25 protein-coding genes and 1 tRNA gene are annotated in these 26989 nt (G+C 65.1%); 14 read left to right on the forward strand and 12 right to left on the reverse strand.

The window, feature by feature from the left end; all coding sequences use genetic code 11:
- Positions 1–44: 44 nt before the first annotated feature.
- The 3 genes from NX02_RS05555 to lipB form a co-directional block, all read right to left on the reverse strand.
- Entirely contained in the window at positions 45–749 is a 705-nt protein-coding gene (locus NX02_RS05555) for a hypothetical protein (protein WP_245648768.1), read from the reverse strand.
- Positions 750–946: 197 nt separating this feature from the next.
- On the reverse strand, positions 947–1183 hold the full coding sequence (locus tag NX02_RS05560) for a hypothetical protein (RefSeq protein WP_025291207.1): 237 nt from the start codon (positions 1181–1183) through the stop codon (positions 947–949).
- A 61-nt stretch (positions 1184–1244) separates the two neighbouring features.
- Positions 1245–1931 carry a lipoyl(octanoyl) transferase LipB gene (gene lipB, locus NX02_RS05565; protein WP_025291208.1) on the reverse strand — a complete coding sequence of 229 codons (687 nt, stop codon included), beginning with the start codon at positions 1929–1931 and terminating at the stop codon, positions 1245–1247.
- 150 nt (positions 1932–2081) lie between these two features.
- Between lipB and NX02_RS05570 the strand changes: the two genes are divergently transcribed.
- Together NX02_RS05570 and NX02_RS05575 are read left to right on the forward strand one after the other, a co-directional pair.
- On the forward strand, positions 2082–2882 hold the full coding sequence (locus tag NX02_RS05570) for a hypothetical protein (protein WP_158013928.1): 801 nt from the start codon (positions 2082–2084) through the stop codon (positions 2880–2882).
- Positions 2883–2944: 62 nt separating this feature from the next.
- The gene (locus NX02_RS05575) at positions 2945–3637 is read left to right on the forward strand and encodes a hypothetical protein (protein WP_025291210.1); all 693 of its coding nucleotides are present in this window, start codon (positions 2945–2947) and stop codon (positions 3635–3637) included.
- Here the strand turns inward: NX02_RS05575 and glpD are convergent.
- Positions 3618–5093, reverse strand: coding sequence for a glycerol-3-phosphate dehydrogenase (gene glpD, locus NX02_RS05580; protein ID WP_025291211.1), 1476 nt, complete (start codon positions 5091–5093; stop codon positions 3618–3620). The genes NX02_RS05575 and glpD overlap by 20 nt on opposite strands.
- A gap of 56 nt (positions 5094–5149) precedes the next feature.
- On the opposite strand from glpD, the gene rnr reads away from it, so the two are divergent.
- Together rnr and NX02_RS05590 are read left to right on the forward strand one after the other, a co-directional pair.
- Positions 5150–7387, forward strand: coding sequence for a ribonuclease R (rnr, locus tag NX02_RS05585; protein ID WP_025291212.1), 2238 nt, complete (start codon positions 5150–5152; stop codon positions 7385–7387).
- 3 nt (positions 7388–7390) lie between these two features.
- Positions 7391–7915 carry a hypothetical protein gene (locus NX02_RS05590; protein WP_025291213.1) on the forward strand — a complete coding sequence of 175 codons (525 nt, stop codon included), beginning with the start codon at positions 7391–7393 and terminating at the stop codon, positions 7913–7915.
- Here the strand turns inward: NX02_RS05590 and NX02_RS05595 are convergent, their stop codons facing one another.
- The gene (locus NX02_RS05595) at positions 7916–9073 is read right to left on the reverse strand and encodes a saccharopine dehydrogenase family protein (protein ID WP_025291214.1); all 1158 of its coding nucleotides are present in this window, start codon (positions 9071–9073) and stop codon (positions 7916–7918) included.
- A gap of 298 nt (positions 9074–9371) precedes the next feature.
- Between NX02_RS05595 and NX02_RS05600 the strand changes: the two genes are divergently transcribed.
- Positions 9372–9737, forward strand: a complete 366-nt coding sequence (locus tag NX02_RS05600; protein ID WP_025291215.1) for a tetratricopeptide repeat protein — start codon at positions 9372–9374, stop codon at positions 9735–9737.
- 48 nt (positions 9738–9785) lie between these two features.
- Here the strand turns inward: NX02_RS05600 and NX02_RS05605 are convergent, their stop codons facing one another.
- A complete protein-coding gene (locus NX02_RS05605) occupies positions 9786–10220 on the reverse strand; it encodes a hypothetical protein (RefSeq protein ID WP_039996424.1) in 435 nt (144 codons plus the stop codon).
- Positions 10221–10243: 23 nt separating this feature from the next.
- Entirely contained in the window at positions 10244–10798 is a 555-nt protein-coding gene (gene dcd / locus NX02_RS05610) for a dCTP deaminase (protein WP_025291217.1), read from the reverse strand.
- Positions 10799–10925: 127 nt separating this feature from the next.
- Between dcd and NX02_RS05615 the strand changes: the two genes are divergently transcribed.
- Both NX02_RS05615 and NX02_RS05620 read left to right on the forward strand, forming a co-directional pair.
- On the forward strand, positions 10926–13133 hold the full coding sequence (locus NX02_RS05615) for a putative bifunctional diguanylate cyclase/phosphodiesterase (RefSeq protein WP_025291218.1): 2208 nt from the start codon (positions 10926–10928) through the stop codon (positions 13131–13133).
- A gap of 64 nt (positions 13134–13197) precedes the next feature.
- Positions 13198–13274, forward strand: a tRNA-Arg gene (locus tag NX02_RS05620).
- A gap of 465 nt (positions 13275–13739) precedes the next feature.
- Here the strand turns inward: NX02_RS05620 and NX02_RS05625 are convergent.
- Complete coding sequence (locus NX02_RS05625) at positions 13740–16466, reverse strand: ATP-binding protein (protein ID WP_025291219.1); 2727 nt, start codon at positions 16464–16466, stop codon at positions 13740–13742.
- A 313-nt stretch (positions 16467–16779) separates the two neighbouring features.
- Here NX02_RS05625 and NX02_RS05630 point away from each other — a divergent pair, with 313 nt between their 5' ends.
- From NX02_RS05630 to NX02_RS05650, 5 genes are read left to right on the forward strand one after another with little or no spacing between them, the layout of a single operon-like run.
- Entirely contained in the window at positions 16780–17211 is a 432-nt protein-coding gene (locus tag NX02_RS05630; protein ID WP_025291220.1) for a GlcG/HbpS family heme-binding protein, read from the forward strand.
- A 12-nt stretch (positions 17212–17223) separates the two neighbouring features.
- On the forward strand, positions 17224–18279 hold the full coding sequence (locus tag NX02_RS05635; RefSeq protein WP_025291221.1) for an NAD(P)-dependent alcohol dehydrogenase: 1056 nt from the start codon (positions 17224–17226) through the stop codon (positions 18277–18279).
- A 39-nt stretch (positions 18280–18318) separates the two neighbouring features.
- Positions 18319–19038 carry a type 1 glutamine amidotransferase domain-containing protein gene (locus tag NX02_RS05640; protein WP_211258291.1) on the forward strand — a complete coding sequence of 240 codons (720 nt, stop codon included), beginning with the start codon at positions 18319–18321 and terminating at the stop codon, positions 19036–19038.
- Between the two features lie 30 nt (positions 19039–19068).
- On the forward strand, positions 19069–19368 hold the full coding sequence (locus tag NX02_RS05645) for a putative quinol monooxygenase (RefSeq protein WP_025291223.1): 300 nt from the start codon (positions 19069–19071) through the stop codon (positions 19366–19368).
- A 27-nt stretch (positions 19369–19395) separates the two neighbouring features.
- Positions 19396–20772 carry an aldehyde dehydrogenase family protein gene (locus NX02_RS05650; protein WP_025291224.1) on the forward strand — a complete coding sequence of 459 codons (1377 nt, stop codon included), beginning with the start codon at positions 19396–19398 and terminating at the stop codon, positions 20770–20772.
- A gap of 461 nt (positions 20773–21233) precedes the next feature.
- Here NX02_RS05650 and NX02_RS05655 read toward each other — a convergent pair whose 3' ends face one another.
- Complete coding sequence (locus tag NX02_RS05655; protein WP_025291225.1) at positions 21234–21782, reverse strand: fasciclin domain-containing protein; 549 nt, start codon at positions 21780–21782, stop codon at positions 21234–21236.
- A 238-nt stretch (positions 21783–22020) separates the two neighbouring features.
- Here NX02_RS05655 and NX02_RS05660 point away from each other — a divergent pair, with 238 nt between their 5' ends.
- Positions 22021–22476, forward strand: a complete 456-nt coding sequence (locus tag NX02_RS05660; RefSeq protein ID WP_245648769.1) for a fasciclin domain-containing protein — start codon at positions 22021–22023, stop codon at positions 22474–22476.
- Positions 22477–22554: 78 nt separating this feature from the next.
- Positions 22555–23490, forward strand: a complete 936-nt coding sequence (locus NX02_RS05665) for an NAD(P)/FAD-dependent oxidoreductase (RefSeq protein WP_025291227.1) — start codon at positions 22555–22557, stop codon at positions 23488–23490.
- Here the strand turns inward: NX02_RS05665 and crtI are convergent.
- From crtI to NX02_RS05680, 3 genes are read right to left on the reverse strand one after another with little or no spacing between them, the layout of a single operon-like run.
- Positions 23487–25106 (reverse strand): phytoene desaturase family protein, encoded by a 1620-nt coding sequence (gene crtI, locus NX02_RS05670; RefSeq protein ID WP_025291228.1) that lies wholly within the window; start codon positions 25104–25106, stop codon positions 23487–23489. The two genes, NX02_RS05665 and crtI, sit on opposite strands and share 4 nt — an antisense overlap.
- Complete coding sequence (locus NX02_RS05675; RefSeq protein ID WP_025291229.1) at positions 25103–26044, reverse strand: Brp/Blh family beta-carotene 15,15'-dioxygenase; 942 nt, start codon at positions 26042–26044, stop codon at positions 25103–25105. The genes crtI and NX02_RS05675 overlap by 4 nt, the downstream gene beginning before the upstream one ends.
- A gap of 4 nt (positions 26045–26048) precedes the next feature.
- Entirely contained in the window at positions 26049–26852 is an 804-nt protein-coding gene (locus NX02_RS05680) for a bacteriorhodopsin-like (RefSeq protein ID WP_281178307.1), read from the reverse strand.
- Positions 26853–26989 lie beyond the last annotated feature (137 nt).

Consider the following 26989-nt stretch of genomic DNA (forward strand, 5'->3'; position numbering starts at 1 on the left):
CCCGACGCTGCGCGCCGGGGAGGGAAAAGGCGGGTCAGCCCAGATCAGCGCGCGACGCGGGTATAGCCTACCCACGGGCAGCGCTTGAAATCATAGCTGTTGGTCTTGTCCCAGCAGGCCGAATTCAGGTTCGGCAGATTGGGGCGATAATATTCCACGACATAATAGTGGAATTTCAACTCGCGCCGCGAGATCAGGCTGCTGCGCAACTGCCGCATGCGGTTTTGCGCCAGTTCGTAGAACTTGCCCTGCCGCGTGAACAGCGCTGCGCTGCTGACATCGCCCGCGGCCTGGCAGAAACCGAGCTGCGCGCCGACGGTCGAAAACGCGCTGTAGGTCTTGGTGCCGTAGATATCGAGCGCGTCCTGCCCGGCCTTCGCGGTCTTGTTCGTGCGCTTGAAATAGCCCGCGAGCACGTCGTACGAGTTTTTCAGCTCGCCGCGGTGGTGCTGCAGGATCGCGTTATAATTGGCGAGCGTGCCGAGTTGCGGCGCGAACTGGCACTGCAGCGCCGCGACGTTCAGCGCGGCGCGCATGTTCCAGACCAGCGCCGCGCGATATTCGGCCGGCGTCGCACCGGGCAGAGGCAGGCCGAGGCCGGGCTCGCTGCCGGTGACAGCGCCGGTTTCGAACGGTGTCGTCTTGTAAAAGAACTGCGCCGAAGCCGGCGTCGCTGCCCCCAATGCGCACGCGACACCGATCGCGCCCGCTGCCGCCCTGGCGGCTCCCTGCCACGAGTTTCCCAACACGCTTCCCAAAACTCTCTCCCGTGAAGTGGAGATATTAGCCGGTTTTGGCCACGGCTCAACCTATTTGCTCAACACCTTGTTAACTTTTCGGAAGTGTTGCGCGGGGTCCGCAGTCCGGGCGCGTGCCGCTGAATCAAAAGGGCCGCCCGGATCACCCGGACGGCCCCTACATTCGCTGATGAGGCGAACGCGCGATCTTACATCGCGTTGCCTTCCATCATGTTGCTGTCCATCATGTTGCCGCTGTCGTTCATCATCGCGTCGCCATCGGTCATCGTGTCGTTGGCGGTGCCGTCCATCATCGGATCGGTTTCGTTCAGCTCGGTGCTGGTGTTGGTGTCGGTCGCGGGCGTCTCGCCGCCGCAGGCGGAAACGAGCAGGGCCGCACCGGCAACCATCGAAGCGGTCATCAGCTTGGAAACGAGGTGGCGCATATATGACTCCCTAGATTGTCGATTTGGCAGCTTCCGCCTAATACCCAAATCGAGGTGGACATTACCCGCAAAGAGCATGCCCCTCAAGGGTGGTCTGCCGCACAAGCCCCGCAAGGAAGGCCGGGGCGGCCGCCCGCAGGGCCGCATCGAAGGCCTCCGCAGCATCGGCGTGTCCCAGGCGGGCAAGGCTCGTCACCGGGAAATCGGGCAATCCGCAGGGCACGATGCCCCCGAAATGCGCCAGGTCCGGATCGATGTTTACCGAGAAGCCGTGCAGCGTAACCCAGCGCTTCACGCGCACGCCGATCGCACCGATCTTGGCCTCCTGCCCACCATCTTCGGTCCAGATGCCGACGCGTCCGTCGACCGCCCAGGCCTTCACGCCAAGCCGGTCGAGCGCGCCGATCACCCAGGCTTCCAGACCGTGGACGAAGCAGCGCACGTCACGACCGCGGCGCTGCAGATCGAGCTGGACATAGCCGACGCGCTGCCCCGGGCCGTGATAGGTATAGCGACCGCCGCGTCCGGTGCTGAACACCGGGAAACGCCGGTCGATCAGTTCGGCGGGATCGGCGCTGGTGCCGGCGGTGTAGAGCGGCGGATGCTGCAGCAGCCAGACGCGTTCCGCCGCCTTGCCCTCGCGGATCGCCTGCGCGCGCGCTTCCATCTCGTCATGCGCAAACGGATAGTCGGTGAGCCCCGGCGTCTGCTGCCATTCGACGCCATCGAGATCGTCTGTCTGATCCATGCCGTGCACTTGGCCCCTGCTCCGCACGGATGCAAGTGACCGGCAGGGGCGAGTGACCGGCAGGGCGAGTGACCGGCACCGGGGCAGAGCAAGCCCCATGCCAATCGCCGGTTGTGGGGCAAGGCGGCTTGCTGCAAGAGGGCCGCGCTCATGGCTTCAGCGACTCTCTCGATCAGCGCGGTGTGGGATCGCACCACCCGTCATCTCGCCGATCATTGGCGACCGGCGGCGTTGCTGGCGTTCGCCACCATCGGCGTCAATGATGCGCTCTCGGCGATCCTCCAGTCTGCACTGCCCACCGCCGCGCCCGCGATGCGGGTGGCGGGGGTCGTCCTGCTGCTCGTCGGCGCGCTGTGGTCGATCCTCGGCCAGATCGGCATCACCATGCTGGCGCTGGACCGCACCGCCACCGCGCGCGGCGCGTTCGTCGCCGCCTTGCCGCGGCTGGGCGCGATGATCGGGGCGACGCTGCTGATCGCGCTCGCCGGCACGCTCGGCGCGCTGCCGCTGGTCGGCGCGATCGTGATGGGGGCGGCCGACCTGCAGGCGCAGCCGCCGGTGGTGCCACCCTGGATCGGCGTCTACATGCTCGTTTTCCTGATCGTGGCGCTGTGCGTCTGGGCGCGGCTCATCCTGATCACGCCGCTGGTCGCGGTGGGGATGGGGCCCGTCGCGGCGATCCGCGCCTCCGTCGTTTCCACGCGCGGCTGCTTCTGGCGGATCTTCGGCACATTGCTGCTGTACCTGCTCGTCTCGGGCGTGGCCTCGCTCGCCATGGGCTCCGCGCTGGGCCTTGTCTTTCGCCTGCTGGTGCCGGGCCTCGCCTGGCTGCTGGCGCCGGCGTTCACCGCCATTGCCTCCGCGCTGATCTCGATGACGGCGCTCATCTTCATTGCCAAGCTGCACGAGGCGCTCGATCGCCGGCCCGGTGCATGGGAGCGGTCTGCCTGATACCCCCGACATCCTCCAATCCGCACGACCGTCCGCCTGCCTATGACGCGTTGTGGAAGGACATGATGGAAACCTTCCGGCGCGAGCGGACGCTGCTGCTCGCGATCGGCGGTTTCTTCATGCTGCTGCCCACGGCGCTGCTCTATGCCTTCCTGCCGCCCATGCCGCAGCCCGCCGCCGGCGACGATGCGTTCGTGATGATGGTCGCTTATTACCGGCAGCATCAGCCCGAATTCATCATCCACACGCTGTGGATCACGTTCGGCGAACTGGCGATGACGGTGCTGCTCGCGGCACCGGACCGGCCGACCGTGGGCGAGGCGCTGGTGCGGGCGCTGCGGCTCTATCCGTGGCACCTGCTGCAGCGGCTGGTGGTGGTGCTGGCGATGATCGGCGGCGCGCTGATGTTCATCCTGCCCGCGCTCTATTTCTCCGGCCGGCTGGCGCTGTGCACGCCGCTGCTGGCGGTGGGCGAGGGGCGCAACCCGCTGGCGCTGATGCGGCGGTCTCAACAGCTCACGCGCGGGGCGGGCTGGCATATCGCCGCGTTCGTCATTCTCGTGTGGCTCGGTACGACCCTGTTCTCGTCGGCGGTCGGCACGATCTCCGCGGCGATGTTCAAGCCGTTCGGCGCCGGCGGCGTCGCGCACGTCGCCGATGCGCTGGTGCAGGGTGCGGCGATGCTGCCGGGGCTGCTGCTGGGGGCGCTGCTGCCGGTGGTGCTGCTGCGCCAGCTCAAGGCTGCGCAGCGATAGCGTCCCGTTCGGCCAGATAGCGTTCGATCCGCCCGGCGGTTTCGGCCGGCGCGCCAATACCCAGCTTGGTCCGGCGCCAGAGCACGTCCTCCGCGGTTCGCGCCCATTCGTGCGTCGCCAGCCAGTCGAGTTCGCGCGTGCCGAGCCCGCCGCCGAGATCCTCGCCCAGCGCCGCCGCGTCCGTGGCGTCGCCGAGCATGTCGTAGAGCAGCGATCCGTAGGCGCGTGCCATCCGCTCGGCCCGGGCTTCGCCCAGAAAGGGATAGCGCGTGCGGATGTCTCCCAGAAAATCGCCGAACGCCGCGACATAGCCGCCCGGCAGGACCCGCGCGCGGCTCACCGGATGCGCGTCGATGCCGATCGCGGGGCCGAGCTTCGCCAGCGCATCCTCGGCAAGCCGGCGTGCGGTGGTGATCTTGCCGCCGAACACCGAGAGGATCGGCGCACCGGCGGTATCCAGCTCCAGCACATAGTCGCGCGTCACCGCGCGGGCCTCGCTGGCGCCATCGTCGTAGAGCGCGCGCACGCCGCTGTAGGTCCACAGCACGTCCTCGCGGCCCAGCTGCGGCGTGAACCAGCGGTTGGCGGCGCCCAGCAGATAATCGATCTCGCCCGCGTCGATACGCGCATCCTCGGGGCGCTCGACGGGCACGTCGGTGGTGCCGATCAGCAGCTTGTCGTCGAGATAGGGGATGGCGAAGACGATGCGGCGGTCGGGCTGCTGCAGCATATAGGCATGATCGCCGCGATACTGCGCCGGCACGACGATATGGCTGCCCTTGACCAGCCGGATGCCCGCGGCGGCGTTGGCACCGGTCAGCCGCAGCGCCTCCGTCACCCACGGTCCAGCGGCGTTGACGATCGCGCGCGCGGTGACGTTCCGGCCGTCCGACAGCGTGGCCTGCCAGCCGCCATCGATGCGGCGCGCGCCGGTGAGCGCAGTGCGGGTGAGGATGGTCGCGCCATTGTCGGCGGCGTCGCGGGCGTTGAGCACCACCAGCCGGGCATCGTCGACCCAGGCGTCCGAATAGAGGAAGCCGCGCACCGCCGGACCCTTCAGCGGCGCGCGGATCGCGCCATCCGCCTCGCCCCAGCCGCGCGAGCGGGGCAGCGAGGTCGGCCCGCCCAGCCGGTCGTAGAGCATCAGCCCCAGCCGCACGAGCCACCACGGCCGCAGCCTGTCCGCATGCGGCAGCGCGAAGCGCATCGGCCGGATCAGGTGGGGAGCCGCCGCCAGCAGCCGTTCGCGCTCCTTCAGCGCCTCGCGCACCAGCCCGAACTCATAATATTCCAGGTAGCGCAGCCCGCCATGGATCAGCTTGGTCGAGGCGGAGGAGGTGGCGGAGGCGAGATCGTCGCGCTCCACCAGCAGCACCTTCCGATCGAGCAGCGCCGCCTCGCGCGCGATGGCGGCGCCGTTGATCCCGCCGCCGATGATGAGGATGTCATAGTCCATGAGGTCTTCTCAGCATATCGGTTGGACGGGCGGGGCCAACCCCCTATGTTCCGGCGATGCCGAAACCCCCTTCGCCGGGCTTGCCCAGCCGCCAGCAAATCCTCGACTTCATCACGCGTTCCGACCAGCCGGCCGGCAAGCGCGAAATCGCGCGTGCCTTCGCGCTGCATGGCCATGACAAGATCGCGCTGAAAGCGCTGCTCAAGGACATGGCGGACGAGGGGCTGATCGACAGCGCTCCCGGCCGCGCCTTCCACAAGATGGGCGGGGTGCCCAAGGTGACGGTGCTGCGCATCGTCGACATCGAGGGCGACCAGCCGGTGGCGGTACCCGAGCGCTGGGAGGCGGACGGCAAGCCGCCGCCGCGGATCCGGGTGGTCGAGCGCGGCAAGCGATCGGCGCTGGGCGTGGGCGATCGCATCCTCGCGCGCACCGAGGAAAAAGGCGCCGGCTGGCTGGCGCATCCGATGAAGAAGCTCGCGCGCGGCGAGGAACTGATCCTCGGCGTCGTCGAGGAGCAGGAAGGGCGGCTGTGGCTCCGCGCGGTCGACAAGCGCGAGCGCCGCGATACCCAGATTTCGGACGTCGGCCCGGCCCGGCCCGGCGACCTCGTGCTCGCCGAGAAGACCGGCCGGCCGCCGCGGATCACCGCCAAGGTCACCGAGGTGCTGGGCGATCCCTTCGCGCCGCGCGCGTTCAGCCTGATCGCGATCCACAAGTTCGGCATTCCCGACCGCTTCAAGGAAGAGACGCTGGAGGAGGCGGACGACATCGCCACCCAGGCGCTCGGCGCGCGCGAGGACCTGCGCCATCTGCCGATCGTCGCGATCGATCCCGCCGATGCGCGCGACCATGACGATGCGGTCTGGGCGACGGCCGATGAGGACCCCGCCAATCCGGGCGGCTGGCGCGCGATCGTCGCGATCGCCGATGTCAGCTTCTATGTGCGGCCGGGATCGCAGCTCGACCGCGAGGCGCGCAAGCGCGGCAACAGCGTCTATTTCCCCGATCGCGTCGTGCCGATGCTGCCGGAACGGCTCTCGGCCGACGTCTGCTCGCTCAAGGAAGGGCAGGATCGCGCGGCGATGGTCTGCCATCTGGTGATCGACCGCGCCGGCAAGATCCTCGCGCAGCGCTTCACCCGCGCGGTGATCCGCGTGGCGGCGAACATCGCCTATGAGGATGCGCAGGCGCGCATCGACGCCGGCGCGGGGGCGCTCGTCGAGGAGGCGCTGAAACCCCTATGGGCGTGCTGGCGCGCACTCGCCGCCGCACGCGACAAGCGCGAGCCGCTGGACCTCGACCTGCCCGAGCGGCGTGTCGTGCTCGACGAGACCGGCCGCATCGAGAGCATCGCGATCCGCGAGCGGCTCGACGCGCACCGGCTGATCGAAGACTATATGATCGCCGCCAACGTCGCCGCCGCCAAGGCGCTGGAGGCGAAGAAGGCGCCGGTGATGTACCGCGTGCACGAACCGCCGAGCCGGGAGAAGCTGGTCGCGCTCAAGGACTATCTCGATACCTTCGACATCAGCTTCGCGCTGGGGCAGGTCGTGCGCCCCGCCACCTTCAACCAGTTGATCAAGCGGCTGGATGCCAATGACGAGGCGACCCGCGCGCTGGTGATGGAACAGATGCTGCGCAGCCAGACACAGGCCTATTATGCGCCGGTCAATGCCGGCCATTTCGGCCTCGCGCTCGGCAGCTATGCCCACTTCACCAGCCCGATCCGCCGCTATGCCGACCTTGTCGTCCACCGAGCGCTGGTCGGTGCCTATGCGCTGGAGCCCGAGGCGCGCGCCACCCGCCTGTCCGAGGAGGATGCCGCCGCGATGGTACGGCTGGGCGAGACGATCAGCCAGGCCGAGCGCCGCGCGATGGAGGCGGAACGCGAGACGATCGACCGCTATGTCGCCGCCTTCCTCGCGACCCGCATCGGCGAGGTGCTCGATACGCGGATCACCGGCGTCCAAAGCTTCGGCTTCTTCGCCACCGTCGCCGGCTTCGGCGGGGACGGGCTGGTGCCGGTCTCGACGCTGGGCGCCGAACGCTTCCGCTACGACGAGGCGAGCCAGACGCTGGAAGGCGAGGAATCGGGCGACACCTATGCGCGGGGCCAGTTGCTGCCGCTGCGCCTGGTGGAGGCCAATCCGGTCAGCGGCGCGCTGCGCTTCGAACTGCCCGAGGGCGTCAACCACATGCCGATGCGCCATGATCGTCCGCGCAAGGACCGGCGCATCGTCGGCAAGCGCGGCCGCCCGGCGAATGTCCGCCATCAGGGCCGGCGGCGCTGAGCGATGGAGCGGGAAGGGCGGATCGACTGGCTGCGGCTGACGCTTGGCGTGGTGAACTGGGAACTGGGCTGGCCGGCGCTCGACGATGCGCGCTTCGAGCGCATCCTGGCCGGGTTCGCCAGCCATTATGTCGTCACGCGCACATCGTCGGACGCATTCGCGTTCGAGCGCGGCGAGGGCTTCGACAAGTTCCGCCGTTTCGATGCCTTCGCCTATGTCGACAGCGGGCGGGTGAGCCGGCGGCGCAACGCGGCGGTGGCGCTGGACGATGCGGAGACGCCCGAAGGCGCGCGGGTCATGGCCTTTCCCGCCGGCTGGCGATCGATCCAGTTCGAACTCAACATCCGCGTGCTGCTGATCTTCTGGGCCGCGGCGCTGATCGCGCTCAAGCTGCTGCTGGCGCCGGGCAGCAACTGGCTGTGGTGGCTGGGCGGTTTCGTGGCGGTCTACGCCGTTTACGTCCAACTCGCGATGCGCAGCCTCCGGCAAAAATTGCAGGACTGGCTGCGCCGCGAGAGCTGGAACTGATCACTCTTCCAGGAACCGCAGCCCGGCACGCGCCTGCAACCGCTCGGCAAGCACCGCGCCCAGCGCCGCGCCGGGCGTCGCGATCCCCGGAGCCGCGTCCGGCCGGTCGGTGAGCAGGCAGAGCGCGGTCTCCGCGATCATGCGGCTGGTCGATCCGTAGCCCGGGTCGCGATCGCCCGTCACCGTCAGCCGCAGCCCGTCCCCGGCGGCGGTCCTGCCGAGGAAACGCACCTCGTAGAAGCCTGCCTCGCGCTCGGCCTTGCCGGGGCCTTCGCCCGGCTTCAACTGGCTGTCGCCGAACGGATTGGCCTTGGCGATCGCCTCCGCCGTGGCCTTCGCGGCCTCACCCAGCGTCGTGTAGAGCATCTCGTCATAGGCGAAGTCGGTGCCCCAGGGGTGGCCGAGCAGCGCGTTGGTGCGGTGGACATTCTTGGTGTTGATCGTCGCCATGACGAACGGCACCGCCCACACGCCCGCATCCATATCATATTCGGGCAGCATGCCGCTGGGCTGGTGCGGTCCTGCGAAACCCGGCGTCAGCGCGAACGGATCCTTCATCAGCCTGAGCACGTCGAGGCTTTTGGCCGCCGCGGCCATCGTCGCGCGCATGCTGGCGAGGGTGCCGCCCGAGGCGCCGCCCTTCATCCTGGCGACGCGCCCCTTCACCCGCTGCGCGGGCTGGCCGAAGCGCCGCTCCGCCGCCTGCTGCAACATCAGCACGCCCAGGTCGAACGGGATCGAATCGAAGCCGCAGGAGAATAGGATGCGCGCGCCGCTCGCCTTGGCCGCGGCGCCATGCGCGTCGATCATCGCGCGCATCCAGGCCGGCTCGCCGCACAGGTCGACATAGTCGGTGCCCGCCGCGGCGCAGGCGGCGACCAGCCCCGATCCATAGAGCTGGTAGGGGCCGACCGTGGTGAGCACCAACCGCGTCGAGCCGGCAAGCGCGGCCAGCGATTCCGGATCGTCCGCATCGGCCCGGATCAGCGGCATCGTCGCGGAGGCGCCGATCGCATCGCGCACCACCGCCAGCTTGTCGAGATCGCGGCCCGACAGCGCCCAGCGCAGCGAGGGATCGGCGGTTTCGGCAAGATATTCGGCGACCAGGCGGCCGGTGAAGCCGCTTGCGCCATGAATCACCAGATCGTGCGTCCGCATCTGCATCCTCCCTGCCTGCTTCTTTGCCGGGCAGGCTGACGCCCCTTGCGATGCCGCGCAAGCCCGCGAATCGGCGGGGTTTTGTGACAGACCCTGTCACAATCGGCGACCCGATCAGGTGCGGCCATTATGGGTGCATTCGCTCATGATCTGGAAAATTAGACATGAAAAACAATAGTTTGAACCATGTTCTGCATTGGCTGCGGCGTAAAATTTCAATGCAAAAACCGGCTTCACATATCCGTCATATAGACGTAACAATAGTGTCACCGAAACGACATGTGAGAGGTTTGATCCCATGAAGAAAGTCCTGTTCTCGATCCTTGTCGCAGCGCCGCTGATGGCCGGCTGCGCAACGACAGCCGAACGCCAGGCAGCGGCGGATCCCTATGGTTACAAGGCGATCAGCGCTGGCGATCTCGATCTTGCCGAAGCGCGTCTGAAGCGTGAGGCGGCGGTGTTTCCGACGGAACCGTCGGTGCTGCTCAACCTGGCCTTCGTCTATGCCGAAACCGGCCGCGCCACCGAGGCCGCGACGCTGTATCGCAAGGCGCTGAAGGCAGACAATGTGCTGATGAGCGTGCCTGGTTCGGATCGGCCCGGCTGGTCGCACGACATCGCCAAAATGGGGCTCAACCGCGGCGCGGTGTTCGCGGTCCGCTGATCTTCGCTTTCGCCGGTGCGCCGCGGTTACGCCCGCGGCGCCGGTCCCTCAGGGAATCGCGTCTTCTTCCGCGTTCTTCTGCCGCTTTTCAGCGAACCATTGCCGCAGCATCGATTGCACGCAGCCGGTCTGTCCGAAGCTGCCGCTGGCCGAACAGCTGCCTGGCCGCATCGGCCGCGAGGCCTCTTCCAGCCCCTCGACGCGCGACGCCCAGCTCGCACCCGCCGCATCATCCTTCTTGCGCTTTCCCCTCAATTTCTTGGGGATGCGATAGCGTTCGGTTTCCGGCTGGCGCGCGCAGACGACGATCTCGTCGGGCGCGCCTTGCGGGCAGGCATCGTTGCCATAGACGGTGACGTTGATCGTCCGCGACGACGACGCGTCTTCCTCGGCGTGCGCCGGCAGGGCGAGGAACAGGGGGGCGACGGCGAGGGCGAGGGCGAAACGCAGGCGGTGCATGCGCGGACTATCGCCCCGGCGCATGAACCCAGCCTGTCCGATGGCATTCACAGCCGCGGCAGGGTGACGCCCTTCTGCCCCATATATTTGCCGGCGCGGTCGGCATAGCTGACCTCGCAGGGCTCGTTGCCCTGCAGGAACAGGAACTGGCAGGCGCCTTCGTTGGCGTAGATCTTGGCGGGCAGCGGCGTGGTGTTGGAGAACTCCAACGTCACATGCCCTTCCCAGCCGGGCTCGAGCGGGGTGACGTTCACGATGATGCCGCAGCGGGCATAGGTGGATTTGCCCAGGCAGATCACCAGCACGTCGCGCGGCACCCGGAAATATTCCACCGTCCGCGCCAGCGCGAAGCTGTTGGGCGGGATGATGCATACGGCGGTCTTGCGGTCGACGAAGCTGTTCGCGGCGAAATCCTTGGGATCGACCGTCGCCGAATCGACATTGGTGAAGATCTTGAACTCGTCGGCGACGCGGGCATCATAGCCGTAGGAGGAGAGCCCGAAGCTGATGCACCCATCCCGCCGCTGGCTTTCGACGAACGGCTCGATCATGCCGTTCGTCACCGCCTGCTCGCGGATCCACCTGTCCGACATGATCGACACGCGTCTCGTCTCCTGCTTCAATCGCCACCCGGCTGCGGGCGGATAAAGGACCGGGGCGGGCCCGTCCATCATGCTTTCCCGTTTCGATGGCAACACATCGTTAAGGCTATCCGGCGAGAAGGGGAGCATGCTGTCTCTGGTCCACGCGTTGACGCGATTGCGCCGGAATCTGCCAGCGCAGTATGTGGCGCCGGTAGTGGCGCTGCTCGTCACCTGTTTCGGATGCATCTTCGCGCTGCTGATCCTCACCAGCGAGGCGCAGGACGACCAGCAGCGGCTGCGCGAGGAACAGACACTGCAGATCGCGCTGCAGACCAGCCTCGACCTGATCGGCCGTGACCTGCGCGACTATGCGAAGTGGGACGACGCGGTCCGCAACATCTCCCGGGATGTGCGGCCCGAATGGATGGCGGACAATGTCACCGCCTATCTCAGCGGCGCGCAGGGCTATCACCACATCTTCGTGCTCGATGGTCGGGATCGCACGGTCTATGTTAATGATGGCCCCGGTCGGGTGCGGGACGCGCTGGCGATGCTGGGGCCGCAATTCGGCCGCTCGGTGGCGGCAGTGCGCGGCATGCCGACCGACGGCGAGCCGATCGCCACGGGCTTCGCGCGGCAGGGCGACTCCGTCTATATCTATTCGGTCGGCGCCGTCGTGCCGCTGACGAACAAGGTGACGCTGCCGCCGGGGCCAACGGCGATGCTGGTGATCGCCGACCGTTTCGACCGGCGCTATTTCGATCGCATGGCCGAGCAATATCATCTGCGCGACCTCAAGCTCGTGCTGACGCCGCCGGCGGAGGAGGATGCGGCCGCGCCGCTGCTCGACCGGGACGGGCAGGCGATCGCCTGGCTGCGCTGGACGCCGAATCATCCTGGCAGCGAGGTGCGGCGGCAGGTGCTGCCCGCGCTGCTGCTGGTGGGCCTGATCGCACTGGTCGTCGCGCAACTCATCGTCAGCCGCGGCAATCGCACGATCCGCGCGCTCCAGCGCAGCGAGGCGCGCGCGACGCGCCATGCCAATCACGATCCGCTGACCGGGCTGCCCAACCGGCGCAAGCTCATCACCCACATCAACGAGATGGGCAAGGACGGCAGCCAGCTCTCGCTGCTCTACATGGATCTCGACGGGTTCAAGGGCGCCAACGACGTCTATGGCCATGCCGTGGGCGACATGCTGCTGCGCAACGCCGCGCGCCGGATCGAGCGCGCCGCGCGGGGGGCCTTCGTGGCGCGCGCCGGCGGCGACGAGTTCGCGATGCTGCTCATCGATACGCCGCAGGCGGAGGTGGAGGCGATCGCCGAGGCGGTGGTCGCGGCGCTGCAGCCGCCCTTCGCGGTGGATACCTACAGCATCAATCTGGGCGTCAGCGTCGGCCTGGCCCACGATACCGGCGAACCCGACCATGACGGGATCGCCGGCGAAGGGGAGGGCGGGCTGATGCGCCGCGCCGACGTGGCGATGTATGCCGCCAAGGCGGACGGCAAGAATCGCTGGCGTGCCTACCATCCCGACATGGACAAGATCCACCATCTGCGCATGCTGATGGAAGCCAATCTGCGCGCCGCGGTGGAGAATGGCGAGATCGCGGTGCTCTACCAGCCGATCATCGATGCGCGCAGCGGCGAGGTGACGGCGGTGGAGGCGCTGGCGCGCTGGACGCACCCCGCGCATGGCGACGTTCCGCCGGACACCTTCGTGCCGCTCGCCGAGATGACCGGGCTGATCAGCCCGCTGGGCCGCCATGTGCTGCACACTGCCTGCACGGCCGCACGCCGCTGGGAGGTCGATGTCGCGGTCAACCTGTCGCCGGCGCAATTCTGGGATCGCAACCTAGCGGGCGATATCCGCGAGGTGCTCGACCAGACCGGCTTCCCCGCGGACCGCCTGGAACTGGAAATCACCGAAAGCTTCCTGCTGCGCCGGCCGGATGCCGCCGCCGCGGTGATCAACGAGTTGCGGAGCCTCGGCATCCGCATTGCGCTCGACGATTTCGGCACGGGGTTCGCCAGCATCGGCTATCTGCGCAAGCTCAGCTTCGACCGGCTGAAGATCGATCGTTCCTTCATCGATCCGCTCGACAAGGATCCGGATGCCGAGGAACTGGTCGCCGCCATCGTCGGGCTCGCCAAGTCGCTCGGTCTCTCGATCACCGCCGAGGGCGTCGAAACCGAGGTTCAGGCGCAAAAGGCCCGCGCCGCCGGCTGCGCGCGGTTGCAGGGCTGGCTCTATGGCAAGGCCGAATCGGCGGAGGCGATGACGGCCCGCCTGTTTCCGGCCGAGCATGCCGTCGTCGGCGAACTGGAACGCGCGACCGATAATCAAGGGTAGATCGGGGAAGGGCAAGATCGGGGCTGGCGGACCCGCTCCGGCTTTGCTAGGGCACCGCCCCTAGGCACCCGTAGCTCAGCTGGATAGAGCGCTGCCCTCCGAAGGCAGAGGCCAGGGGTTCGAATCCCTTCGGGTGCGCCAAATTTTCAGTGACTTAGAGCGATCCGCCCAAGCCCGTACGGAAAACGTACGGAAGAACATCCTGGGACGAGATTCGTGAGATTTCAGGATCTTTCCGCAGCGCTTGAAGAGGTTGCGCGGCTCTCCGACGTCGAACTGTTTGCCAGCGCAGAACTGCTCGCCGGCGGCTAGGCAACCACACAGCAGGTACTCCATGGTCCGCGACAGTTGAGGGAGGGCAGTGATTTTGTGAAGTCGCGCGTCAGGCGCCTCGTGCACGATGCTCGTCATATGGCGGCTGGCGGATGGAGGTCACTGGCGCGATGATGATCTGCAATTCGCCTTCCACGAAAGATCGCTTCGCCGCTCGACCATTGGTGCTGGTGTGCCACCGATTAAAAGGCGAAATGAAGCTGCACCGATCATCGGAAAAAAAAGCGAGCGACGATCGCTGTGAACGAAAGGCGCGATCCACGCTTCGTCAGCTTAAATGCCCAACGTCGCGATGGTATTGATCATGCGCGATTCGAAGCTGGCGGCTCCAGAGCATTTTACGATCTGCAGCGCGCGTTGGAGCATTTGGCCGGCACCGAGAGCGTCACCCTCTTGCCATCGAACAAGGCCGCGGATGCGTAGCAGCTCGCCATCATACCAATGCTCGCCGTGACGCTTTGCATGGTCCAGTCCCTGCGCGACGGCACTGTGTGCGATATCAGGGCGACCATGCGACAGTGCAGACCGGGCGAGCATTGCCATCCGCATCGGGAAATGAAGAAGCAACGCGCCGCGAACAAGCCGGTCAATTGCCGACTGCATGCGATCGAGGGCCGTGTGATCGCCGCTTTCGGCGTCGATCGTGGCGCGATAAAACTGGGCAAACGGCTCCCAGGTGCCGATCTCGTAGCGGTCAAGAGCTACGAACAACGCCGAGATGTGCTGCTCCGCTAAATCCAGAAGCCCGGACTCGATAGCGACCGGGATCGCCCCCACACACAGTGCATAGGCATTCGAAAGGACGTGGTCCAAAGTCACCGCGCCGGCGACTGCGTCTTCGGATGCGTCCAGGGCCTGGCGCTGATCGCCGATCATCCATGCGCTGAGGGCCAGCAAAGTCCGGATACTCACGCAGCGGTCGACCACCAGGCGAGACATCCCGGAGCGATGGGCAACGGTCGGATGTTCAGCAGAAAGCTTCGTCAGGCCGCGATGCGCGCGCCGAACCTCCCCGCAACACAGGCGACTGCTAAATTCCACTTTTTGCAGATCCGGGCCCAATGGGTGGGTGGCCGCCGTGTCCAGAATGTCTCGCGTCCGCCTGATCGTCGCAAGCGCTTCACGCGACCGGCCGGAAAGCCAAAGATTGCCTGCGACAAGATAGGTCAGGCGGATACGATATTCGGCCGCGTTCAATTCCGTGGCCATGCGCATGCCCGTTGTCAGTGCGGCATTCAGCGACGGTCTGGAGGCTCCGTCAAAGCGAAGGTTGACGATGTGCGCCACGATCAATTTCAACTTCAGCAAGTCGTCGCGGAGCGGCAGCGTCTCGATTGCCTCCAGGGCCCGATCGACGCGCGTGCGATTTTCAGCGAAGGACGATAACTCATGCCACAGCGGAATTCCGGCCGCCGTCAGTCTGATGCCGAGTTGCATATCACCGTCGGCCCCGAATGCCCATTCGATCGCGCGCCGCAGTTCGATTCCGCGGTAGCCATAGAGGGCAATCCAGTCCTCTCGCGCGCGCCAGTACCACTCCCCTTCGGCGCGGTTGAACAGCGCGAGCAGATAGTACGCGTAGCCTGCCATCGCCTTTGGCTGTTCGCCGTGCACCAGCAGCCGCTGCGCGGCGAAATGGCGCGAACTGTCCAGAAGGCGATAGCGCAACTGCCCACCCTGATAGGTAGTAGAGAGCAGCGATTTCGCGGCAAGGTTTTCGAGCCATGCGGCAATATCCTCCGTCCTCAGGACATGGCCACAGGTGCCGACGACGTCATCAAGCGCGAACGCGCCGCCGAACACCGACAGATGGCGGAACAAATACGCTTCGTTTGGAGAAAGCAGTCGGTAGCTCCAGTGGAGCGTGGCGGTCAGCGTCCGATGCCGGGGCGCCCCGGCATCCGTGTGCCCGACAAGGGATTCGAAGCTGGTCTTGAGAAGCGCGAGCAGCCGGGATGGGCCACCGGACGCGAGGTGCGGCGCCGCCAGTTCGATCGCGAGCGCAATACCCTCCAAGCGGCGGCTGATGGCAGCGAGTTGGGGAAGGTCAGCCTCCGCCATGCGATAGCCTTGGCTTTCGGCCCTGCGGGCCAGAAGCTCCACGGCCGCAAAGCTCAGCGCGGTCGCCGGTCGGTCCAACTCCTCCTGAACAGGATAGTTGAGCGCCGCCAGGCGAAAAACGGACTCCCATCGGCATCGAAGCGGCTCACGGCTCGTCGCGAGAACCGTAAGCTTGGGCAAGGCGTGCGTGAGGTGATCTGCAACGGTGGCGGCCGCGTTGAGCAGATGCTCGCAATTATCGAGCACGAGCAGCAAGCGCCGGTCGTGCAAGGATTCGACGATCCCGGACAGGATATTGGTTCGATCGATGTCCAGGCCGAGTCCAAAGGCGATCGCGGGAACGATGAGCTGCGGATCCTCGATGGGAGCGAAGTCGATGAAGAAAAGTTCATCGCGCAACCGCTCGTCGGAACGCTGCGCTGCGGCGATCGCAAGGCTCGTCTTGCCGACGCCCGGAGAGCCGACAATTGTCAGCAGCCGCACTTCGTTCAGTGCATCAATGATCTCCGCCAATGCCTCGTCGCGACCGATGAGCATCGGGATGGAGGGCAACTCCCCAGTAACGCCCCTGATCGTATCAGGGATTATCGTGCCGCCGGCCCGACCCAGGATTTGAAGCGACGCGACGAACTTGTACCCTCGTCCTGGAATGGTAGCGATGATCGGCAGATCGGTACCGGCCTGCAAAGCGCGCCGCAACGCCGAGATGTTGACCTTCAGGTTGCTCTCTTCGACGAAGATATTTGGCCAGGCTGCGCGAAAGAGTTCGTCCTTACTGACAACCTCCCCCGGGCGGCGCACAAGCGCATGAAGCAGATCCATCGCGCGGCCACCCACGCGGATTGGCACTTCGCCGCGAAGCAAGGATTGGCGCGCGGGCGTGAAGCGATAGTCGCCGAAACAATAAGTCGTCACGTCGAACGCTTCGGCCCCTGCCACCGCACCCCTTTCCACGACTGCAGTTGTGAAAGCACGATATGCCGCGCAACGCGCCCACGCAATCTTGATGCACCGAACGAATGTCGGTTCCTTTCGGATATCGTCTCTATACCAGCAGATTCTCCTTTTTTTACCGGTTATGCCGGCGCCTCGATGCTAATCGGGTGACGGCAGACTTTGCGAAAGCGATCAGACGCGAACCCGCAAGTCCGCCCGTATGAGCAGGTTCGAGCTTCCTGTGGTCCGTTAAGGCTACGAACGCTCGCGCCTTGGCTTGAACGGTCGAGGGACCATCGGACCAGGGACACAAGGCATGCCGCGTGCGCTCACCACATTGACCCTTTCGGACGCCAAGCAAATGCTTGAGGCAGCTGAAGCGAAGGCCGCCGACATCGGCATTCCCTACAACATTGCCGTCGTCGATGCGGGCGGCGCATTGATCGCGTTCGCGCGCCAGGACGGCGCGCTCGAGGGGAGCATCGACCTCGCCATCGGCAAGGCAAAGACGGCACGGATGTTCGACAAGACGACCGAATATCTCGCCGAGCTCGCGCAACCGGGCGCGCCTCTTTTCGGGATAGAGCAGAGCAACGGCGGACATATCGTGATTTTCGGTGGCGGCCTGCCGATCACGATCGACGACGAGATCGTCGGTGCGGTCGGCACGAGCGCCGGCTCGGTCGAGCAGGACATCGCGGTCGCCTGGGCGGCGGCCGCTGCCATTCCATCAAACTCAGCATCGTGAAGGAGACCTGCGATGAAGGCGGCTCGAATCCTAGAGTATCACAAGCCCCTCGTCCTCGAGGACATTCCCGTTCCTGACATTCAGGCGGACGAGGTTCTGATCAAGGTCGCCGCATGCGGCATGTGCCGCTCCGACGTATTGCTGATTGACGGATTTTTCCAAGGCTATGGCGACATCCCGCCGCCGGTCATTCCCGGTCATGAGATTACCGGCACGATCGAAAAGGTGGGGAGTGTCGTATCGAAGGCCGCTGGTCTCGAGGAAGGCGATCACGTCGTCGTGTCGCCGGGCTGGGGCGACGGAGTCTGCAAACATTGTCAGGTCGGCAACACGCATATCTGCCCGAATGTCCGCTGGCCGGGCTTTGGTCCCTATGGGGGCTTTGCGGAGTATATTCCGGTTCCGGCCCGCTATGTGATCAAGGTTGCCAAACACCTCAAGTTCGAAGAGTTGGCGCCGCTTACCGATGCGGGCCTCACACCCTATCGCGGCCTCAAGAAGATCCGCGATGCCGGGGGCCTCGGACCGGACCGGGTGATCGGTGTATTCGGCATCGGCGGACTCGGCGCCTACGCTGTCCAATATGCCAAACTGCTCGGCGCTGGCGGTCCTGTCGTCGCGTTGGCGCGCAATGAGGAAAAGCTGCAAGTCGCACGGAGATACGGCGCCGATCACATCATCGCCGTCGAGGGTAAATCGTCCGAGGACGTCGGCAAGGAACTTAAAAAGGCCACTGGCCAGGACAAGTTCGACGCAATAATCGACTGTTCTGGTGCAACTGAAATGATGCAGCTCGCATTTTCCCGACTCGCAATCGGCGGACATTATGCGGACGTCGGCTTCATCGGCGATCGGATCGATGTTCCATTATTTCCACGCGTGCATGGCGAGCAGACATTCCACGGCTCATTCTGGGGCAATAATGCCGACCTCATGGAGGTCATGGCCCTCGCCGCCGAAGGCAAGATCCAGCATACCATCGAGACCATCTCTCTGGAAGACATCAACGAGAATATCGATCTTATGCGCGACAACAAAATTGTCGGGCGCGCGGTCGTCAAGTTCTAGCGGCTTGACGCGCGCCAAGCGCAATTCAGGTACTTGGCGATGTCGGTCATCATCGGCTTACGTGTGGAGGAAGTAATGACCCAGCATGTCCTGTTCATCGTTACGAACGCCGCTGTCATCGGCCCACATAATCGCAAGACCGGCTTCTTCTTTGCCGAGGTTGCCCATCCCTTCGAAGCGCTCGACAAAGCGGGGATCGCAGTGGAATTTGCGTCCCCCGCGGGTGGATGGACACCCCACGACGCCTATGAGGAGTCGGACCCGGCGCAAAAGGCGTTCATGGAGAGCAAGGCCTTCCGCCGGCTGAATCATAGCCGCAAATTGTCGGACGTGGACGCGGCGGATTATGACGCCATTCTGATACCCGGAGGGCTTGGACCCATGGTCGATATTCAGCACGACGCTGACGTCCAGAAGGCAGTCGTCCGCGCCTGGACCACGGGCAAGCTGGTTACCGCGGTCTGCCACGGTCCGTGCGCCTTGCTCGGCGTCGATCTCGGTGACGGCACACCGTTCGTCCAGGGCAAGAAACTCACCTCATTCTCGAAGGCAGAAGAATATGACTATGCCCGAGAGGATGTGCCCTATGAGCTCGAGGACGCGCTGAGAGCGGAAGGGGCGGAATACTCGTCCGCGGCCAACTGGGAGCCTCATGTCATCGTCGATGGCAGGCTCATTACGGGCCAAAATCCAGCGTCAGCGGGGCTCCTCGGGCAAAAGTTGGTTGACGCTCTGGCGCAGGCCGCTGCGCATGCTTGAAGGAACGAAGCTCAGCCGGGAGCCATGCGCATGAGCCAGCCACAGGCCAAGATCACAGCTATCCTCACGGCTCACCCCGGGAAGGCCGCAGACGTGCAATCCCTGCTGGTCGGCATGGCGCCGCATTGCAGGGCGGAGCCTGGCAATCTGCGCTGGGACATCTGGCAGGATCCATCCCACGACGGGCGTTACGTGATCGACGAACTCTATGTCGATATCGCCGGCCTGGAAGCGCACAGGACAACGCCGCACTATCTGGACTATCTCGGCAGGATACCGGACCTTGCGGATCGCATGGCCTTCATCGTGGGGCCGGTCGACGTGCGCTGATTGCGCCGGCAGGAGCGGAGAAACAGCATGATAGAGGTTGTGCAAGCCTATGATAGCGCGCGCATCGCCGAACTTCCGACAGATGATGCCGCCGCTCTGGAAAAGAAGCTGACGATCGCGCAAGCGCGATTCCAGGACCGGTCGGGATGGCTTGCTCCGTACAAGAGGATCGCAGTCCTTCATAAGCTGGCGCTTCTGGTCGAGCAGCAGCGTGAGGCGTTCGGCATGCTGATCGCCCGTGAAGGCGGCAAACCCTATAGCGACGCGCTGGTCGAGACGGATCGTGCGATCGACGGCATTCGCAATGCCGCAGACCTACTACGCACGCGAGCGGGCGTGGAAATCCCGATGGGCCTCACACCCGCCAGCGAGAACCGGCGCGCATGGACGATCCAGGAGCCGATCGGCGTGGTGGCAGCCATATCGGCCTTCAATCATCCGCTCAACCTCATCGTCCATCAGGTCGCGCCGGCAATCGCCACGGGATGTCCTGTAATCGTCAAGCCTGCGATGGCGACGCCGCTTTGCTGCCAAGAACTGGTGAAGCTTGTCCTTGAGGCGGGCATGCCCGAAGGATGGGTGCAGACGCTGATTCCGGAAAGTCGACCCTTGTCCGAAGCGTTTGCGGCAGACCCGCGGATTGCGTTCCTGAGTTTCATCGGCTCGGCGGAGGTCGGCTGGCGTCTGCGCTCGATGCTGGCGCCCGGAACGCGATGCGCGCTCGAGCATGGCGGTGTCGCCCCTGTCATCGTGGACGGGAGCGCCGATCTCGATGCGATCATCGAGCCGATCGTGAAGGGCGGCTATTATCATGCGGGTCAGGTCTGCGTCTCGGTGCAGCGCATTTACGTGCATGCCGCGCTCAAGCAGGATTTCGTCGAGCGGATGTCCGAACGCGTTGCGCGGCTGCGCACAGGTGATCCCAGGCTTCCCGAGACCGAGGTCGGCCCCCTGATCAAGCCCGCCGAGGCGGATCGGGTCGAAGGCTGGATCGAGGAAGCCGCCTCTGGCGGTGCACGCCGGATCGGGGGCGGACGCATCAGCGATACCACGCTCAGGCCGGCAATCCTGGTCGATCCGCCACGCGATGCGAAGGTTTCGACCAAGGAGATTTTCGGCCCGGTCACCTGCATCTATAGCTTCGAGCATCTCGATGACGCAATCGGCGCGGCCAACGCGCTGCCAGTGGCGTTCCAGGCCAGCATCTTCACGCGCGATCTCACCGTCGCGCTCGATGCCGCGGAGCGGCTCGACGCCTCGGCCGTGATGGTTAACGATCACAGCGCATTTCGGACCGATTGGATGCCATTCGCCGGCAGGCGAGTATCCGGCTACGGGGTGGGGGGTATTCCCTTCACCGCTCGTGAAATGACTGCGGAGAAGATGATCGTCTTCAGGCGATGAGACCGGTTCCCGTTAGCCTTATGCCTGCTCATTGTCGTGCATGACGGCACAGCTTTGCGCCCCAAACCCCATCATTCATCGGTTCGATCGACTGTACCATAAGCTGCCTTTGATGGAGCCGCGCACCGCATTTGATGATAGACTGCGTCTGGGAGCTTCCTGTCGTTTGGACAGTAACGGCGAATAGAATTTTCTGTCAGGAGCATAAGTCAAACTAAAGAAACCGAGTTCTGTGCCGCAGACGCACAGACTGGCCGGCAATTGGGCTTCCCGTCGGCGCCCGGGCTGACGATTGGATCGCTCAAGCGCTCGACCCGGAGCGTGACCCCTGTTCCGGCGTTATTGGAGAAGACCGCTTAAGCGTGGCTCAAATATCCGGCTGCGCTTGATCAGTTGGCAGCCGCCGAGCGATCGAAGCCGGCCCGGCCGCGGTTTATCTTGGCGGGCCGGCGCCGTCGCCATCAGGCTGGAAGCGACACAGCTTCGGTTACATGGATTACGCCGTTGGATTGCATCATGTCGGCGGCAGTCACCGTCGCGGTTCCGCCAGCTTCATCGCGAAGCATCACTTTGCCGTCCGAGATGGTTGCGGTGAGAGTGCCGCCCTGGACCGTCATGAGCACAGCCTGGCCGCCGCCGGCGCGTATCTGATCCACGAGCATGGTCGCAGTCACCTTGCCGGGCACGACATGATACGTAAGGATCGAGGCCAGCTTGGCCTTGTTCTCGGGCTTCAGGAGGGTATCGACCGTGCCCGCAGGCAGCTTGGCGAATGCCGCATCGGTCGGCGCGAACAGCGTGAACGGGCCGGCCGATGTTAGGGTGTCGACCAGCCCGGCCGCCTTGACCGCGGCAACCAGCGTCTTGTGCTGCGGCGAAGCCATCGCGCCCTCGACGATCGTGCCGGAGGATGCAACGGCTTGCTTTTGATCTTGCGCGGAGCCCGGGGCCGCAGCAAGCGGCATGGCCGCGGCGGCAAGCACCAGATAGGCGAAGCGATTAGAGCGCATGTCCTGTTTCCTTTTTAGCCCCCGCAGAACGAAGGGTAGAAGAGGCGCCGGCACGCGGTCGATACGGGCTTTAGCCGGTATTCGGAGGCCGGCTGCCACCGGGATGGCCATCTGTGATTTCAAGGTGACCCAAAGGCCGTATTGGGCATGAAGTTCGGCAATGCGACGGCGGTTCGTGGGAACTGAAAGCCGGCTAGCGCCACCCCCCCATGCTAGAAATTGGCCATTCTTCAGCCCCATGAGCCATCGCTATTTTAGAGGACGCGAAATGACCGATTCCTTACATGATATCTTAGACACAGCCGTTGCCGCCGGCTCCTTCTCGACTCTCGTTGCTGCCGTGACCGCCGCCGACCTTGTCGATACCCTGAAGGGAGAGGGCCCGTTCACCGTGTTCGCGCCGTCGGACGACGCTTTTGCGGCGCTTCCGGAGGGCACTGTCGAGACGCTCGTCAAGCCGGAGAATAAGGATCGGCTGACAGCGATCCTGCTGCTCCACGTCTTGCCGGGCAAGGTAATGGCCGCGGATGTCGCTGGACAGGTGCTCGACCCGGGCACCGCTGGCGGCGCGACGGTGCATATTGATGGCAGCAACGGCGTGACGGTAAACGCCGCCAACGTCGTTACCGCCGATATCGAATGCACGAACGGCGTGATCCATGTGATCGACGCCGTTCTGCTGCCCAGCGGCTGACCCGAGATGCCAGCGACCGGGGGTATCGCTGCCCTCGGTCGCTGGCGCGAAATGACGTCGAACCGGACTGGACGACACATGAGGATCGGCATTGTCGGCGCGGGAATTGCGGGGCTTTCGTGCGCCGAGCTGCTGCAGGCAGCCGGGCACGCGGTCACGGTGTTCGACAAGGGGCGCGGCGCTGGCGGGCGTATGGCGACGCGGCGTGTACCGACGCCATCGGGCGACGTGGCGTTCGACCATGGCGCGCAATACTTCACTGTTCGCGACCCGGTCTTCGCGGCGTCTGTGGCGGGCTGGCAAGCATCCGGGATGGTGGCACCCTGGCCCAGCGCCGGCGATGACGCGTGGGTTGGAACCCCTGGAATGAACGCGGTGGTGAAAGGGTTGTCCCGGTCTCTGGCGGTCCAGTGGAACAGTCGCGTCGATGCGCTTCGCCGCGTCGACCGGTCATGGTTTGCCGAGTCGGTTGCTGACGAACCGTTCGACGCGGTGATCGTCGCGACCCCCGCCGAGCAGGCGGCACCGTTGCTGGTGCCGCACGACCCGGCAATGGCCGCGATGGCGCAAGCCTGCCCGTCCGCACCATGCTGGGCGGCGATGGTGGCGTTCGCGGAACGGATCGCCATCGCCGGGGACATTGTTCGTGACGCCGGCATCATCGGCTGGGCGGCGCGCAACAGCGCCAAACCCGGCCGAAGCGGCACCGAAGCGTGGGTGATTCAGGCGACGGCGGACTGGTCCCGCGATCATCTCGAGGACGAGGAGACCGACGTGGTCGATGCGCTGCTGGCGGCGTTCGCGGCGGCGGCAAGGCAGGCGTTGCCCGTTCCCGTCGTACGGATCGGCCATCGCTGGCGCTATGCGCGCGCCAACGCCGCGCCGCACGGCTCACTGTGGAACGACGCGACACGGATCGGGGCGGTCGGCGACTGGCTGCTTGCACCGAGGATCGAAAGCGCCTGGCTATCGGGGCGAATGCTGGCCGACCGGATCATTTCGGCGCATCGCTAACCCGGCATCCCCGCTAAGATGCGCGGATCGATCGCATGATCGCGCGCGATTTCGCGTGCGGTCATCTTGGCGGACATCATGACAGACGGCGTGCCGCCGCCCGGCTGCGTGCCCTGTCCGACGAGATAGAGATTGGTGATGTCCTCGCTGCGGTTGTGCGGGCGAAAGAACGCGGTCTGGGTCAGCCGCGGCTCGACGCCGAAACCGTTGCCGGCATAGGCGGCCAGCGTCTGCTCGAAATAATCGGGCGTGACGAAGCTGCGATAGACCAGCCGTTCGCGCAGGCCCGGGATATAGTCGCGGTCGTCCAGGAAATTCAGCACCTTTTGCGCAAAGCCTTCGCCGACCGCGTCCCAGTCGATGTCGCCGAGCGTGTTGGGCACCGGGATCAGCGTATAGGCGGCATGATGGCCCGGCGGCGCGAGGCTCGGGTCGGTTAGAGTCGGGATATGCAGATATTGCGAAAAGTCCTCGGCAAGGATCTTGCGTTCGAAGATGTCGGTCAGCAGGTCCTCGTAGCGTGGCCCGAGGATGATGTTGTGGTGGCGCACATCGGGGTCGCCATCGCGCTTCTCATAGCCGAAATAGATCACCATCAGCGACATGCTCTGCTTGCGGAACTTGACCAAGGCGTCGCGATTGATCCGGCGATGCGCCTTGTCGATCAGTCGCAGATAGGTGGTCGCGTAATCGGCATTGGAGACGACGAGATCGGCCCTCAGCGTCTTGCCCGATGCAAGTGTAACGCCGGTCGCGACGCGCTTGCGGCCACGCTTCTCGACCTCGATCCGTGCGACTTCGGCGTTGCGTTGCACCGTTCCGCCGAGTTCCTCGAACTTGACGATCAGCGCGCGCACCAGCGCGCCGGTGCCGCCCATCGCGTAATGTACGCCCCAGGTCTTCTCGACGAAGTGGATCATCGCATAGATGGCGGGCACCTTCAGCGGATTGCCGCCGATCAGCAGAGGTTCGAAGCTGAACACCTGCCGCATCTTGTCGCTCTTGAAATATTTGCTGATCAGCGAGAATAGCGGCTGCACGGCGCCCAGCTTGAGCAGGTCGGGAACGACCTTCAGCATCGAGCCGAGGCTGCCAAAATAGGTATAGCCGAGTTCGAGGAAGCCGCGTTGGAAGATCGCGCGCGCGGCCTCGTGGAAGCGATCGTAGCCGTCGAGGTCCTCGGGCGCGAGCCGGGCGATCTGCGCGCGGACGTTTACCGGGTCGGCGTCGTAATCGAAGAAGCTGCCGTCGTCGAAATAGATGCGGTAGAAGGGCAGGATCGGGACGATCTCCAGATAACGGCTGGTATTGGGACCTCCGCTGATGCCGCTGACGATCCGCTGCCCATCGCCCAGCACGTCTTCCGGAAAATCGGGCGCGCCCAGCATCGCGACGTCGCGTTCGAGCGAGAACAGCTCCTCGATGAAATGCGGCACGGTCAGCACAGTCGGCCCCATGTCGAAGGTGAAGCCCTGCGCGCACCGGACGTAGGCACGCCCGCCGACATCGTCGAGTTGCTCGACGATGCGGGTGTCGAAGCCGAGGCTCTGAAGGCGGATCGCGCAAGCGATGCCGCCGATGCCCGAGCCGATCACGATCGCAGTACGACGGGTCATGAAATCGCTGTCTTTTCTTGAGAGAGAGGGATGGAAATCAGCCGCCCTTCGAGCCAGCGCGACAGCAGCAGGTGCGGCACCGCCACCGACGCCAGTAATTGGAACGCTTGTGCAACGACTGTCGGATCGAAGCGAGACGGTGCCATGGAGCGCAACCCCCAACCGCCGAGGATGGCGAAGCCCGACAGCAGAGCGCCAGTGCCAAGCCATCGCACGAGCGACATATCGCGCAACAGCGCGCGTGTATGCGCCAAGTGCCGCGGCGAATGCAGGAAAACGAAAAACAGCGCGAATCCCGCGACCGGCGGCAGCACCACCAGCAGCACGAGGCACGACGCCATCGCGGCGGCCCAGTGGCCGCCATCCCGCCAAGCGACGGCCATGCCGACGATGGTGACCAGCAACGCGACCGGCGCGGCCGCGGTGACGATTTGGGCAATGATCGCAGCGCGCGGATCGCTCATCGCGACGAACAGCGACGAAACCTCGGCGGGATGGCCGATCGTGGCCGCCGCGATTACCGCCGCCCCCGCTGCAAACCGGAGCAGCGGCTCCTCGAGCATCGGCCAGTCCTCGCCGAAATGCACCGACGCAACCGCCAGAAAGAGGACCAGAGCGACCAGCGGCACGGTCATCCACAGCGATACCATCAGCAGGGCAACCGCGACATAACCGCCGACCGCGAGCGCGAGGGCGGACCGGTCCAGCGCGACCGAGCGCCGCAACAGCGCGATGTCATAGGCCCCGTGCGGCAGCCCCCCGCCAAGGAACACGATCGTCGCGGCGGCCACCGCCGCCGGTTGCCCCAGCGGCATGCCGAGCAGCGTCACCACGATCAGCGCCGCCGCCGCAATCCAATAGGCCGGATGGACAAAATCGCCGCGCCGCAGCGGAGCAAAGCGACGCGATGACGGGCGTGGGTCAGCAAGTGCTGCCATGGGATCAGGCGGCATAGCCCTTATGCCCACCGGCTTCGGCCTCGACCGCCGACTTGCGGACCGCGATCAGGAAGATCAGGATGCCCAGCCCGGCCTTGGCGACGATATCAGCGATCGTATAGCCGATCTGGATCGTCGTGGTGACGGTGCCGCCGGTCAGCCCGGCATAGGGCGCCATGTAGACGATCGGATAGAAGCCCCAGGAGGCGAAGGTTAGCAAGCGTGCCTTGCGCACCAGGTTCTGCGCGCCGGCAGGTTGTTGTGCGATCGACTTTCCGAGCCCGCTGAACAACTCCCACACGATGTACACGAACGGGATCGCCGACAGGGTACCCCACAGGACGCGCGTCGAAATGTCGCTCGAGATCTCGCCTGGATAGCCCAGGACAATCATCAGCGCCGCAGCAGAGCCCAGCCGGACCGACTTGGACATGGTTTCGTCACGCGAAAGACGCATGACCAGAACCAGTTCGATCAGCAGCAAGGGCACGGTCAGCAGCCAGTCGACGTACCGATACGCATCGTTGAACGCGAAGGGGGTCGCCGTGACGACGCCATTGCCGAACGTATAGGCGGCGATCCAGCTCTCGAATATTCGGTAATAGTGATAGGCCGCGATACCGGTGACCAGCCCCGAAATGGTCAGCGCCGTCCGATAAGCCGGCGCGACTTGTGACCGGCTCAACCAGAGAAACGCCGTTGCCGCGCCCATCGTCGCAAACGTGAAGGAAAAAGCGTTGTAGATGAGGGAGTATTGAAAGGGTGTGACGATATCCAAAGGAGCCTCCGTCGCATTGATCCGCGGCACGGGCGCGCCGGGCAGGGATGATGCGGGATCTCACGCAACCGCGCGGAGAAGTCCTTCCTATCCCGATGTGTCGCCACGGCGGCGCCGGTTGGGGGGGGCACCCAACCGCAGACCAAACGGCCAACGGGATGTACAAC

This window comes from Sphingomonas sanxanigenens DSM 19645 = NX02, assembly GCF_000512205.2.
GTDB lineage: Bacteria > Pseudomonadota > Alphaproteobacteria > Sphingomonadales > Sphingomonadaceae > Sphingomonas_D > Sphingomonas_D sanxanigenens.

What these genes read in the sequence shown, in the direction of transcription:
- NX02_RS05560 (WP_025291207.1), bottom strand. Translation starts at nt 1,183, where the DNA reads ATGCGCCACCTCGTTTCCAAGCTGATGACCGCTTCGATGGTTGCCGGT.
- lipB (WP_025291208.1), bottom strand. Translation starts at nt 1,931, where the DNA reads ATGGATCAGACAGACGATCTCGATGGCGTCGAATGGCAGCAGACGCCG.
- NX02_RS05570 (WP_158013928.1), top strand. Translation starts at nt 2,082, where the DNA reads ATGGCTTCAGCGACTCTCTCGATCAGCGCGGTGTGGGATCGCACCACC.
- NX02_RS05575 (WP_025291210.1), top strand. Translation starts at nt 2,945, where the DNA reads ATGATGGAAACCTTCCGGCGCGAGCGGACGCTGCTGCTCGCGATCGGC.
- glpD (WP_025291211.1), bottom strand. Translation starts at nt 5,093, where the DNA reads ATGGACTATGACATCCTCATCATCGGCGGCGGGATCAACGGCGCCGCC.
- rnr (WP_025291212.1), top strand. Translation starts at nt 5,150, where the DNA reads ATGCCGAAACCCCCTTCGCCGGGCTTGCCCAGCCGCCAGCAAATCCTC.
- NX02_RS05590 (WP_025291213.1), top strand. Translation starts at nt 7,391, where the DNA reads ATGGAGCGGGAAGGGCGGATCGACTGGCTGCGGCTGACGCTTGGCGTG.
- NX02_RS05595 (WP_025291214.1), bottom strand. Translation starts at nt 9,073, where the DNA reads ATGCGGACGCACGATCTGGTGATTCATGGCGCAAGCGGCTTCACCGGC.
- NX02_RS05600 (WP_025291215.1), top strand. Translation starts at nt 9,372, where the DNA reads ATGAAGAAAGTCCTGTTCTCGATCCTTGTCGCAGCGCCGCTGATGGCC.
- NX02_RS05605 (WP_039996424.1), bottom strand. Translation starts at nt 10,220, where the DNA reads ATGCGCCGGGGCGATAGTCCGCGCATGCACCGCCTGCGTTTCGCCCTC.
- NX02_RS05615 (WP_025291218.1), top strand. Translation starts at nt 10,926, where the DNA reads ATGCTGTCTCTGGTCCACGCGTTGACGCGATTGCGCCGGAATCTGCCA.
- NX02_RS05630 (WP_025291220.1), top strand. Translation starts at nt 16,780, where the DNA reads ATGCCGCGTGCGCTCACCACATTGACCCTTTCGGACGCCAAGCAAATG.
- NX02_RS05635 (WP_025291221.1), top strand. Translation starts at nt 17,224, where the DNA reads ATGAAGGCGGCTCGAATCCTAGAGTATCACAAGCCCCTCGTCCTCGAG.
- NX02_RS05640 (WP_211258291.1), top strand. Translation starts at nt 18,319, where the DNA reads ATGTCGGTCATCATCGGCTTACGTGTGGAGGAAGTAATGACCCAGCAT.
- NX02_RS05645 (WP_025291223.1), top strand. Translation starts at nt 19,069, where the DNA reads ATGAGCCAGCCACAGGCCAAGATCACAGCTATCCTCACGGCTCACCCC.
- NX02_RS05650 (WP_025291224.1), top strand. Translation starts at nt 19,396, where the DNA reads ATGATAGAGGTTGTGCAAGCCTATGATAGCGCGCGCATCGCCGAACTT.
- NX02_RS05655 (WP_025291225.1), bottom strand. Translation starts at nt 21,782, where the DNA reads ATGCGCTCTAATCGCTTCGCCTATCTGGTGCTTGCCGCCGCGGCCATG.
- NX02_RS05660 (WP_245648769.1), top strand. Translation starts at nt 22,021, where the DNA reads ATGAGCCATCGCTATTTTAGAGGACGCGAAATGACCGATTCCTTACAT.
- NX02_RS05665 (WP_025291227.1), top strand. Translation starts at nt 22,555, where the DNA reads ATGAGGATCGGCATTGTCGGCGCGGGAATTGCGGGGCTTTCGTGCGCC.
- crtI (WP_025291228.1), bottom strand. Translation starts at nt 25,106, where the DNA reads ATGACCCGTCGTACTGCGATCGTGATCGGCTCGGGCATCGGCGGCATC.
- NX02_RS05675 (WP_025291229.1), bottom strand. Translation starts at nt 26,044, where the DNA reads ATGGCAGCACTTGCTGACCCACGCCCGTCATCGCGTCGCTTTGCTCCG.